This window comes from Serratia proteamaculans, from assembly GCF_946227095.1.
Classification (GTDB): Bacteria; Pseudomonadota; Gammaproteobacteria; order Enterobacterales; family Enterobacteriaceae; genus Serratia; species Serratia proteamaculans_E.
Window position 1 is genome coordinate 245300 of the sequence record NZ_CAMISV010000006.1, and the last position, 11112, is coordinate 256411.

General features: G+C 57.0%; 11 protein-coding genes. 2 read left to right on the forward strand and 9 right to left on the reverse strand.

From position 1 onward, the window contains the following. Positions 1-84 precede the first annotated feature (84 nt). Positions 85-1545, forward strand: coding sequence for a beta-Ala-His dipeptidase (gene pepD / locus OC597_RS14580; protein ID WP_262209256.1), 1461 nt, complete (start codon positions 85-87; stop codon positions 1543-1545). A gap of 52 nt (positions 1546-1597) precedes the next feature. On the opposite strand, the gene dinB is transcribed toward pepD, so the two are convergent. Further along, complete coding sequence (gene dinB / locus OC597_RS14585) at positions 1598-2659, reverse strand: DNA polymerase IV (RefSeq protein WP_085115347.1); 1062 nt, start codon at positions 2657-2659, stop codon at positions 1598-1600. 196 nt (positions 2660-2855) lie between these two features. Here dinB and OC597_RS14590 point away from each other — a divergent pair, with 196 nt between their 5' ends. Continuing rightward, positions 2856-3740, forward strand: coding sequence for a glycerophosphodiester phosphodiesterase family protein (locus tag OC597_RS14590; RefSeq protein WP_262209257.1), 885 nt, complete (start codon positions 2856-2858; stop codon positions 3738-3740). A 37-nt stretch (positions 3741-3777) separates the two neighbouring features. On the opposite strand, the gene nqrM is transcribed toward OC597_RS14590, so the two are convergent. The 8 genes from nqrM to OC597_RS14630 are packed head-to-tail and all read right to left on the reverse strand — an operon-like array spanning position 3778 to position 10887. Continuing rightward, positions 3778-4005: a (Na+)-NQR maturation NqrM gene (gene nqrM, locus OC597_RS14595; RefSeq protein ID WP_012005403.1), complete on the reverse strand. Its 228-nt coding sequence runs from the start codon at positions 4003-4005 to the stop codon at positions 3778-3780. A gap of 7 nt (positions 4006-4012) precedes the next feature. Continuing rightward, on the reverse strand, positions 4013-5044 hold the full coding sequence (locus OC597_RS14600; protein WP_261425551.1) for an FAD:protein FMN transferase: 1032 nt from the start codon (positions 5042-5044) through the stop codon (positions 4013-4015). After that, the gene (gene nqrF / locus OC597_RS14605; protein WP_174353414.1) at positions 5045-6268 is read right to left on the reverse strand and encodes an NADH:ubiquinone reductase (Na(+)-transporting) subunit F; all 1224 of its coding nucleotides are present in this window, start codon (positions 6266-6268) and stop codon (positions 5045-5047) included. A 15-nt stretch (positions 6269-6283) separates the two neighbouring features. Continuing rightward, entirely contained in the window at positions 6284-6880 is a 597-nt protein-coding gene (nqrE, locus tag OC597_RS14610; RefSeq protein ID WP_085115343.1) for an NADH:ubiquinone reductase (Na(+)-transporting) subunit E, read from the reverse strand. A gap of 6 nt (positions 6881-6886) precedes the next feature. Continuing rightward, complete coding sequence (locus OC597_RS14615) at positions 6887-7516, reverse strand: NADH:ubiquinone reductase (Na(+)-transporting) subunit D (protein WP_012005399.1); 630 nt, start codon at positions 7514-7516, stop codon at positions 6887-6889. Next, positions 7509-8303, reverse strand: a complete 795-nt coding sequence (locus OC597_RS14620; protein WP_085115342.1) for a Na(+)-translocating NADH-quinone reductase subunit C — start codon at positions 8301-8303, stop codon at positions 7509-7511. Before OC597_RS14620 ends, OC597_RS14615 begins: the two co-directional genes overlap by 8 nt. After that, the gene (locus OC597_RS14625) at positions 8293-9534 is read right to left on the reverse strand and encodes an NADH:ubiquinone reductase (Na(+)-transporting) subunit B (protein ID WP_085115341.1); all 1242 of its coding nucleotides are present in this window, start codon (positions 9532-9534) and stop codon (positions 8293-8295) included. Before OC597_RS14625 ends, OC597_RS14620 begins: the two co-directional genes overlap by 11 nt. 3 nt (positions 9535-9537) lie before the next feature. Beyond that, positions 9538-10887, reverse strand: coding sequence for a Na(+)-translocating NADH-quinone reductase subunit A (locus OC597_RS14630; RefSeq protein WP_262209260.1), 1350 nt, complete (start codon positions 10885-10887; stop codon positions 9538-9540). Positions 10888-11112 lie beyond the last annotated feature (225 nt).

Consider the following 11112-nt stretch of genomic DNA (forward strand, 5'->3'; position numbering starts at 1 on the left):
ATCGTGCCACGAAGCACAGATGCCCCTAACCCTAACCGAGCGGCATTCCCGCACTGCCGAGAATGCTGTTACAGGAGACTTATAGTGTCTGAATTGTCTCAACTTTCGCCACAGCCGCTGTGGGATATTTTTGCCAAAATCTGCTCTATTCCGCATCCTTCTTATCATGAAGAAGCGCTGGCACAGCACATCCTCGAGTGGGCCAAAGAGAAACACCTGCACGCCGAGCGTGACCATGTAGGCAACATCCTGCTGCGTAAGCCTGCCACCAAAGGCATGGAAAACCGCAAGCCGGTCGCCCTGCAGGCGCACCTGGATATGGTGCCGCAGAAAAATAACGACACCGTGCACGACTTCACCAAGGATCCGATCCTGCCGTACATTGACGGCGAGTGGATCAAAGCCCGCGGTACCACGCTGGGTGCCGACAACGGTATCGGTATGGCTTCCGCGCTGGCAGTGCTGGCTGACGACAGCGTCGAGCACGGTCCACTGGAAGTGCTGCTGACCATGACCGAAGAAGCGGGCATGGACGGCGCATTCGGCCTGCAGGCGAACTGGCTGCAGGCGGATATCCTGATCAACACCGACTCCGAAGAGGAAGGCGAGATCTACATGGGTTGCGCCGGGGGTATTGATTTCATCACCACCCTGCCGCTGCAGCGCGAAGCCGTGCCTGCCGGTTATCAAACCCTGAAACTGACGCTCAAAGGCCTGAAAGGCGGCCACTCTGGCGCTGATATCCACGTCGGGCTGGGCAACGCCAACAAACTGCTGGCACGCTTCCTGTTTGATCATAGCGCTGAGCTGAACCTGCGCCTGCTGGACCTGAACGGCGGCACGCTGCGTAATGCTATCCCGCGTGAGGCCTCTGCGGTGGTTGCCGTACCGGCCGAGAAAGCCGATGCGCTGAAAGCGCTGAGCCAGGCGTTCCTGGCGACCCTGCAAAACGAACTGGCGGCCAAAGAGAAGAACATCACCGTGCTGCTGGAGCCTGTCACCAGCACCTCTCAGGCGATGACTGCCGACAGCCAACAGCGTTTTGTGGCACTGCTGAATGGTACGCCGAACGGTGTGATCCGCATGAGCGACGCAGTGAAAGGCGTGGTGGAAACCTCACTGAACGTGGGCGTGGTTACCACCAGCGACAGCGAAGCAGAAATCATCTGCCTGATCCGCTCGCTGATCGACAGCGGTAAAGACTACGTGGTCGGCATGCTGACCGCACTGGGCCAGTTGGCCAACGCCAAGGTCGCGCCAAAAGGCGGCTACCCAGGCTGGCAGCCGGACGCAGACTCACCGGTCATGCATCTGGTGCGCGAGATCTATCAGGACCTGTTCAACAAGACGCCGAACATCATGGTGATCCACGCCGGTCTGGAATGCGGCCTGTTCAAAAAGCCGTACCCGAATATGGATATGGTATCGATTGGGCCAACCATCACCGGGCCACACTCGCCGGATGAGCAGGTGCATATCGAAAGCGTGGGTCTGTACTGGAAGTTGCTGACCGCACTGCTGAAGGCCATCCCAGAGCGCGCGTAATATTACAGATGATTTAGTGATTAAACCAAAGGCGCAAATATTTGCGCCTTTGTTATTCCCACGGCAGTAACAGTTGCCGTTCCAGCTGCGGATCCAGTAACGTCACGTGCAACCCGACCAGTCGCACCCCGCGCCCTTCACGCCGCTCACGCCAGACCTGCCGCGCCACGTTGATCAAATCGTCTTTATTCAGTACTGGCCAGACGTGTTCCTGGGTGGTTTGCTGGAAATCCTGAAACTTGAGTTTTACCCCTTGCCGGGCGATGTGCAGATCCGGTTTCACCTTACGCAACCGCAGTTCCAACTCGGGATAAAGCTTGTCGACGATCAGTGTTTCACAATCTTCCCAGTCATGAATGTCTTCCGCCAGCGTACGCTCCACCCCCACCGACTTACGCAGCCGCTCTGGCGAAACCTCACGCAGATCGATCCCCTGACAACGCTCCCACAGCACCCGGCCAAATTTGCCGAAGCGCTTTAACAGCAACACCAGGTCATACTGCTGCACGTCGGCACAGGTGATTAGCCCCACTTCTTCCAGCCGTTTGGCCGTGACTTTGCCCACGCCGGGAATTTTACTCAGCGGCAACTGCTGTAAAAACGCCGGCACCTGCGCCGGCGTGATGACGTATTGTCCGTTCGGTTTATTCAGCTCTGAGGCAATCTTGGCCAGGAACTTGATCGGCGCGATACCGGCAGAAGCGGTGAGGTTGAGTTCATCGGAGATAGTCTGGCGGATTTGTTCGGCGATCAGCGTTGCTGACCCATTGCACTGGCTGCAGTCGGTCACGTCCAGATAGGCTTCATCCAGTGACAGCGGCTCAATCAACGGAGTGTAACGGGCAAAGATTTCGCGGATATGCTGCGAGGCTTCTTTATACGCCGCCATGCGGCCGGGCAGTAGTTTCAGGTGCGGGCAAAGCTTGAGCGCCATCGCCGTCGACATCGCACTGTGTACGCCATAGCGACGGGCAGGATAGTTGGCGGTGCTGATCACCCCACGCCGGTCGGCACTGCCGCCGATCGCCAACGGAATATCGCGCAGGCTGGGATCGTCGCGCATTTCTACCGCCGCGAAGAAGCAGTCCATATCGACATGAATGATTTTACGCATCTCGCCTCCAATAACACTGTATAAGTATACAGGCAACAATGGAAAGCTCAAGCCTCGGTTCTACTCGGAGAAAACAGGCTTTCACCCAATTATCTTCGACTTGTTAAAAAAGCGTAATTTTTCAATAGTACGCTGTGGCAAATTAACCGCCGCGCTTACTGATAACAATAACGCTACGCACAGGATGGTGCCCTACATGAAAACATTATCGGTCTATTTATTAGCTTCAGCCTTATCCCTGATATCCCTTGCCGCTACCGCCGCCCCCGCCATTATCGCTCACCGTGGTGGTACTGCCGACGCCCCTGAAAATACCCGCATCGCCATTGAAACCGCACTGAAAAACGGTGCCGATGCCATTTGGATCACCCTGCAGGAATCCAAAGACGGGGTGATTGTGCTGTACCGCCCTTCGGATCTAAAGGCGCTGACCAATCAGCAAGGGCTGGTCTCTGCCTTTACCGCCGCGCAACTGGCAAAAGTTGACGCCGGTTGGTCATTTGCCAAAGGGGAAACCCATCCGTTCCGTGGCAAAGGCATTGGTATTCCCCGGCTGGATGAGATCCTCAACGCCTTCCCCAAGGTCAATTTCTATCTGGATATCAAATCACCGGACGCTGACCCGGCCCAGTTCGGCAAAGCCCTGTTGGCAACGCTGGAAAAGACCCACAGCCTGAACCGCACCCGCGTGTATTCTACCGACGCCAAGTATCTGCAGGCGCTGCCACCGGCGATTAAACGTTTTGAGACCCGCGATGAAACCCGCGACCTGCTGGCGAATATCAGCCTGTCACACCTGTGTGAGCTGAAGCCAGACAATCAGCAACCACGCTGGTACGGGCTGGAACTGAAACGTGAAGTGGAAGTGGTGGAGAAATTTACCCTGGGTGAAGGGCGCTCCAAGGCATTTCTGACCTGGGATAAAGAATCGATCGACTGCTTCCGTTCGCAAGGACCGGCACACATCATCCTGTTCGGCATCAATTCACCGGCAGAATACCAGCAGGCGCTGGCGTTAGGCGTAGACGGGGTTATGGTCAATTCTCCGGCCGAAGCGAAGGGCTTCGTTAAGGCCAAATAACCGATAAAAAAAGGGGCGCTGCATGCGCCCCTGTTATTCAGATGATCCGGTGTTTTTCCAACTGCTGCTGGCGCAGCGCCTCTTTTTCCAGACGCTTTTTACGGGCATCGCAGGGTTCAGGACAGTCGCAGACTTTATCCATCCCCAGCGCCGTAATACCGCCGCAACTGCCTTGCAGGCTTTTACGCTTGAACACGTAACCCAACGACATCCCGCCGACAATCAGCAGAAACAACACGAAGCTGGCGACAAATACAGTCAACATAGCGACCTCATGAGTTGTTGTTCAAATAGGGTTTGAACGCCTCGGAGTAGCGCTCTTCAAAACCTTTAGCCGTTTTCACAATCATGAATACCGGGATCCCCATCAGGTTCGCCAGCGCCATGCCGCGTTCCGGCCCCAGGACGTTCAGCCCGGTCGACAGACCGTCGGCAGCCATACAGGTTGGACTCAGCACCGTGACCGAGACCAGATGGTGGTGGATCGGCTTACCGGTGACCGGATCTATGGTATGCGAATAGCGCACGCCACCCTGTTCGAAGTAGTTGCGATAATCCCCCGAAGTGGCGATCGACATCTCGCCCGGTTGGATCACCAACTGCGCCTTCTGCTCCATGCCGGCGGTTGGCCGTTCAATGGCGATACGCCACGGTTTTTTCTCACCGTTATGGCCGCGAGTACGTACCTCACCGCCAATATCCACCATGTAGTTCTTAACCTGCTGCGATTGCAAGTACTGGGCAATCACATCCACCCCATAGCCCTTGGCGATCGAGGAAAGATCGACATACAGCTCAGGAATGCTCTTTACCAATGCGTTGCCCTGCACCGACAGCTTGTCGATCCCGGTCCAGGCGCGGCGTTGCTCCAGCTCGGCGGCGCTCGGTACTTTATCCGGGCGCCCTTCCGGGCCAAAGCCCCACAGATTAACCAACGGCCCGACGGTCACATCCAGCGCACCGTCGGTGACGCGGTTGATACGCAATGCCTCCAACACCACCTCGGTGGTCGCTGCCGATACCGGGAAGGGTTTATCCACCGCGCGGCTGGCGTTGAAGCGGCTCAGTTCAGAGCCCGGCCGGTAGGTGGACATTTGGTCGTTCACCAATTCCAGACGCTTGTCGATCTCCGCCTGCATTTTGGTGGCAGACGGCGTGTCGTCCCCGGTGACATAGCGGATCGAATAAGAGGTCCCCATGGTTTTTCCATCGAGATTCACCTGCTCCGGTCCGCAGCCGGTCAATAACAGGGCAGCGCTGAGCGCCACCGTGGTCATTAACCCCTTCATTGCCCCTGCACGCATTTAGCCACCAAAGTCATCAAGCATGATATTTTCGTCTTCGACGCCCAGATCTTTCAGCATCTTGATCACCGCGGCGTTCATCATTGGCGGACCGCACATGTAAAACTCGCAGTCTTCCGGCGCCGGGTGGTTACGTAGATAGTTCTCCAGCAGAACATTATGAATAAAGCCGGTGTAACCCGTCCAGTTATCCTCAGGCTGCGGATCGGAAAGCGCCACATGCCAGGTAAAGTTCTCGTTCTCTGCCTGCAGTTGGTTGAAATCTTCCTCGTAGAACATTTCACGCAGTGAACGCGCACCGTACCAGAAGGTGATTTTACGCTTCGACTTCAGGCGATTGAGCTGGTCAAAGATGTGTGAACGCATAGGAGCCATACCGGCACCACCGCCGATGAAGATCATTTCCGCGTCGGTATCCTTAGCGAAGAACTCGCCGAACGGCCCGGAGATGGTCACCTTGTCACCGGCTTTCAACGACCAGATATAAGAGGACATAATGCCCGGTGGCACGTCCGGATCACGCGGTGGCGGCGTAGCGATACGCACGTTGAGCATGATAATGCCCTTCTCGTCCGGGTAGTTGGCCATCGAGTAGGCGCGCACCGTGGTTTCATTCACCACTGAGCGGTAGCGGAACAGGTTGAACTTGTCCCAGTCACCGCGGTACTCGTCCGGCACGTCAAAATCGGCATAGCTGATGTCATGTGCAGGTGCTTCGATCTGGATAAACCCACCGGCGCGGAACGGCACGTCTTCCCCATCAGGGATTTTCAGCTTCAGCTCTTTGATAAAAGTGGCTTTGTTATCATTGGAGATAACCTCGCATTCCCACTTCTTCACGCCAAAAATTTCTTCCGGCAGCTCGATTTTCAGGTTCTGCTTCACGTTCACCTGGCAAGCCAGGCGACAGCCCTCTTTCGCTTCACGCTTGTTGATGTGCGACAGCTCGGTCGGCAGGATATCGCCGCCGCCCTCTTTGATCACTACCCGACACTGGCCGCAGGAACCGCCGCCGCCGCAGGCGGACGAAACGAAGATCCCCTGGCTGGAGAGCATATTCAGCAGCTTGTCACCCGCCGGAGCGGTAAAGCTTTTGTCGAGATCGCCGTTCACTTCCACCGCAATGTCACCGGTGTTCACCAGCTTGGATTTGGCGAACAGGATGAGCAGCACCAGCACCATAACGATGCCGGTAAACATCGCGACGCCTAAAATAATTTCCATAAATTCTTCCCGCCTTTACAACTGAACACCGGAGAAGGACATAAAGCCCAACGCCATCAGCCCGGTGGTGATAAAGGTAATGCCCAGGCCGCGCAACCCTGCGGGGACATTGGCATACTTGAGTTTTTCGCGGATCCCCGCCATCGCGACAATCGCTAACATCCAGCCGGTGCCGGAGCCGAAGCCATACACCACCGATTCGACGAAGTTGTAGTCACGTTGCACCATGAAGGACACGCCGCCAAAGATGGCGCAGTTCACGGTGATCAATGGCAGGAAAATGCCGAGTGCGTTGTACAGCGACGGGAAGAAGCGATCGAGGATCATCTCCAGAATCTGCACCAGCGCCGCAATCACGCCGATAAAGGTAATGAAGTTAAGGAAGCTCAGATCAACACCTTCCACCAGCGCACCGTCGCGCAGGATCAGGTTGTAGACCAGGTTGTTCACCGGTACGGAGATCCCGAGTACCAGCGTTACCGCGATACCCAGACCAAAGGCGGTCGACACCTTTTTCGACACCGCCAGGAAGGTACACATCCCCAGGAAGAACGCCAACGCCATGTTCTCAACGAACACCGCGCGTACAAACAGGCTGATATAATGTTCCATCGGCCATTACTCCTTTTCGATCTGCGCTGGTTTCAGGCTGCGAAGCGCCCAAATCAGCAGGCCGATGATAAAGAACGCGCTCGGTGCCAGCAGGAACAGGCCGTTCGGCTGATACCAGCCGCCGTTCTGTACCGTCTCCAGCACTGGAATGCCGAACAGCTTGCCGGAACCAAACAGCTCACGCAGGAAGCCGACCAACACCAGGATCACCCCGTAGCCCAGCCCGTTACCGATGCCGTCCATAAAGCTCTCGATCGGCGGTGACTTCATGGCGTACGCCTCGGCACGCCCCATCACGATACAGTTTGTGATGATCAAGCCGACAAACACCGACAGCTGCTTGGAGATTTCAAACGCATAGGCGCGCAGCAACTGATCGACCACAATCACCAGTGAGGCAATAATCGCCATCTGTACGATGATGCGCACGCTGTTCGGAATATGGTGACGAATCAGGGAAATAAAGAAGCTGGAGAACGCGGTAACCAGCGTCACCGCAATGGTCATCACCACCGCCGTCTCCAGCTTGGTGGTTACCGCCAGCGCGGAACAGACGCCCAACACCTGCAAGGCAATCGGGTTGTTGTCGAACAGCGGCCCTAAAAGGACCCGTTTAATCTCTTTGGAATCAGCCATTTTTCAGCGCTCCTTCACGAACTTTTTGCAGGAACGGGCCAAAGCCGTGCTCGCCCAACCAGAAGTCAAAAGTATGCTGCACGCCGTTGGAGGTCAGCGTGGCGCCGGACAAACCGTCTACCCCGTGTTCATCTCCCTGACGCGCCCCGCCTTTCACCACGCGGATCGCCGGTTGACCGTTGTCGTCAAACAACTTTTTACCGATCCACTGCTGGCGCCAGCTGGCATTCTCAACTTCACCGCCCAGTCCCGGAGTTTCCCCCTGCTGGTAGTAAGTGATGCCTTTCACCGTATTGCCGTCGTTATCCAACGCCACAAAGGCGTACATCATCGACCACAGGCCGGTGCCGTAGACGGGCAGCACGATTTTGTTGACCGCACCGCTGTCGTCGCGCACCAGGTAGATTTCCGCCTGATTGCTGCGACGCTTGATACCGGCCGGATCGTCAGCCGCCGGCAGCGCTACGCTTTTGGCGTCATCACGCAGGGCCGCAGCCAGATCGAACGCCGTCGCCTTACCGGTGACAAACTCACCGCTGTTCAAGTCCAGCAGGTGCGGTTCAATACGTTGAGTGAACAGCGCCTTGACCTGCTCGCCTTCCATTTTTGGCTGCAGCAAACCGGCCACATCGAGAATATTGCGCTGCTTGTCGAGCAACTTCTGTTCCTGCTGTTTGGACTTCAGGCCGACGGCGGAACCCGCCACCACCACAGAACACACCAGGCACAGCAGCAGTACCACCAGCAGCGTTTTACCGATGCTGTCGTTTTTAGATTCATTCGCCACGGGCTTTTCTCCGCTTGATGTTGGCCTGCACCACCAGGTAATCGAACAGCGGTGCGAACAGGTTGGCGAACAGGATCGCCAGCATCATGCCTTCCGGATAGGCCGGGTTGACCACCCGGATCAGCACGCACATCACGCCAATCAGAATGCCGTACCACCATTTCCCCTTGTTGGTAAACGAGGCAGAAACCGGGTCGGTAGCCATAAAGATCATACCGAAGGCGAAGCCACCCAACACCAGGTGCCAGTACCACGGCATGGCGAACAGCGGGTTGGTGGTAGAACCGATCGAATTGAACAGGAAGGCGGTAGCCATCATGCCGAGCATCACACCGGCGACAATTCGCCAGGAAGCCACGCGGCCAAACAGGATTATCGCCCCGCCGAGCAGGATCATCAGCGTGGAGACTTCACCGACCGAGCCGGGGATGTTGCCGAGAAACGCGTCCATCCAGCTAATGGAATGGCCGGTAGCCACGTTGCTCAGGCTGTGTGCCCCGCCCGCGCTCCACTGTGCCAGCGGAGTCGCGCCGGAGAAACCGTCGGCGGAGGTCCACACCAGGTCACCGGAAATCTGCGCCGGGTAAGCGAAGAACAGGAACGCACGCCCAGCCAAAGCCGGGTTGAGGAAGTTGCGTCCGGTGCCACCGAATATCTCTTTCGCCACCACTACGCCGAAGGTAATACCCAGCGCGGCCTGCCACAGCGGCAGCGTGGGCGGCACAATCAGCGCAAACAGAATCGAGGTGACGAAGAAGCCTTCGTTAATCTCATGCTTGCGAATGACCGCGAACAGTACCTCCCAAAAGCCCCCCACCAGGAACACCACGGCATAAATTGGCAGGAAATAGCAGGCACCCAGCACCATTTTGCTGATCCAGCCCGCATCCGCCGCCAGTGAGGCCCCGAGCCATTGCGCCAACCGGTAGTGCCAATCGCCCGCCAGCACCTGCTGCAGTTGATCGCCACTGTAAAGATGGTGCAGCGCCGGAATGGCCTGCTGGCCGACGTTGTACATCCCCCAGAACATCGCCGGGAAGACCGCCAACCACACCAGGATCATCATGCGTTTCAGATCGATAGCATCGCGCACGTGCGAAGCACCACGCGTCACCTGCCCCGGGGTATAGAACACCGTGGTGGTCGCTTCATACAGCGGGTACCACTTTTCCAGCTTGCCGCCCGGAGTGAAGTGATGCTCGATCTTTTCAAAAAAATTCTTCAGGCCCATCGGTTATCCTTCCTGCTCAATCTTGGTCAGCACATCGCGCAGCACCGGAGCGTATTCATACTTGCCGGGGCAAACAAAGGTGCACAGCGCCAGATCTTCTTCATCCAGCTCCAGACAGCCCAGCGCCTGCGCGCTGTCGCTGTCACCCGCCAGCAGGTCACGCAGCAGCAGGGTCGGCAGGATATCCAGCGGCATTACCCGCTCGTAGTTGCCGATCGGCACCATCGCACGCTCACCGCCGTGGGTGGTGGTCGAGAAGGCAAACAGCTTGTTCTTCAGGAAGTGGCCCAGCGTGGTGCGGGTGATGGAGAATTTATCCGGTGATGGGGCAATCCAACCGAACAGCTCTTTATCACGCCCTTCCTGCAGCACGGAAACCAGCGAGTGGAAACGGCCAAGGTAAGCGTTCGGCCCGGCGACGTGGGTGCCGCTCAGCACCGAGCCGGAAATGACCCGGTTCTCGCCGGCTTTCAAACGACCGGCGGTCAGTTCGTCGATGCTGGCGCCCAACCGGGTGCGCAGCAGTACCGGCTGTTCCACCTGCGGCCCGGCCAGTGCCACTACCCGGCGGGTATCGAGCTTGCCGGTGGTGAACAAGGTACCGATGGCGATCGCGTCCTGATAACCGAGATGCCAGACGGTTTTTTTCAAACTGGCCGGCTCGAGGAAATGAATATGGGTGCCTACCAGCCCGGCAGGATGCGGACCAGCGAATTCGTTATAGGTCACCTGCGCATCGGGCTGCTTGCCCAGGTTCACCCCTGCGGCATGACAAACGTGTACCTTGCCGTCGGTCAGGCGAGCCAATACCGCCAGCCCGGCGTTAAACGCCGCCAACTGCTCGGCAATGATCACCTGCGGATCGGCGGCCAGCGGCTGGCTGTCGATGGCGGTAACGAAGATGGCGCGTGGGCTGGTGCCCGGTGCCGGTGTTTTGCTGAAGGGGCGGGTGCGCAGTGCGGTCCACAGGCCACTGGCGATCAGTTCGCCTTCAACCTGTTCACGCGGCAGCATCGCCAGTTCGGCGACCGGAAAATGAGCGAACTCCAGTTGATCATCGCCGCCGTTTTCAACGGCAATGACGACCGACTGCAATACGCGTCGTTCACCGCGATTGATTGCCACAATACGACCACTGGCAGGCGCGGTGAAGAAAACCCCGGGGGTCTTTTTATCTTCAAACAGTGCCTGGCCTTTCTTAACGCTATCGCCTTCCTGCACCAGCATAGACGGGCGCATTCCGACGTAATCTTCCCCAAGCAGGGCGACATGCTGAATGACTGGGCCGTCCTGAATCGCCTGAACCGGGGCTCCGGCAATTGGCAGGTCTAACCCTTTTCTGATTTTAATCATAGGTTTTATACGATGTTGGTTAGTTTCACACGTCTTACCGGCCCCAGAGGCTGGTACTGACGATGCCTGGATGATGAGGCCGCATCAGCAGCCTCTGGGTTGAGCGCAACGGCATCACGCTCAACATGAAATCTTTCGCACTGATAAAATGGGCTAACGTACATTCCGTTGATTAACTCCTGCGTCCATTTTTTGCGCATTTATTCGAGCCGGAATATTAACATT

What these genes read in the sequence shown, in the direction of transcription:
- dinB (WP_085115347.1), bottom strand. Translation starts at nt 2,659, where the DNA reads ATGCGTAAAATCATTCATGTCGATATGGACTGCTTCTTCGCGGCGGTA.
- OC597_RS14590 (WP_262209257.1), top strand. Translation starts at nt 2,856, where the DNA reads ATGAAAACATTATCGGTCTATTTATTAGCTTCAGCCTTATCCCTGATA.
- nqrM (WP_012005403.1), bottom strand. Translation starts at nt 4,005, where the DNA reads ATGTTGACTGTATTTGTCGCCAGCTTCGTGTTGTTTCTGCTGATTGTC.
- OC597_RS14600 (WP_261425551.1), bottom strand. Translation starts at nt 5,044, where the DNA reads ATGCGTGCAGGGGCAATGAAGGGGTTAATGACCACGGTGGCGCTCAGC.
- nqrF (WP_174353414.1), bottom strand. Translation starts at nt 6,268, where the DNA reads ATGGAAATTATTTTAGGCGTCGCGATGTTTACCGGCATCGTTATGGTG.
- nqrE (WP_085115343.1), bottom strand. Translation starts at nt 6,880, where the DNA reads ATGGAACATTATATCAGCCTGTTTGTACGCGCGGTGTTCGTTGAGAAC.
- OC597_RS14615 (WP_012005399.1), bottom strand. Translation starts at nt 7,516, where the DNA reads ATGGCTGATTCCAAAGAGATTAAACGGGTCCTTTTAGGGCCGCTGTTC.
- OC597_RS14625 (WP_085115341.1), bottom strand. Translation starts at nt 9,534, where the DNA reads ATGGGCCTGAAGAATTTTTTTGAAAAGATCGAGCATCACTTCACTCCG.
- OC597_RS14630 (WP_262209260.1), bottom strand. Translation starts at nt 10,887, where the DNA reads ATGATTAAAATCAGAAAAGGGTTAGACCTGCCAATTGCCGGAGCCCCG.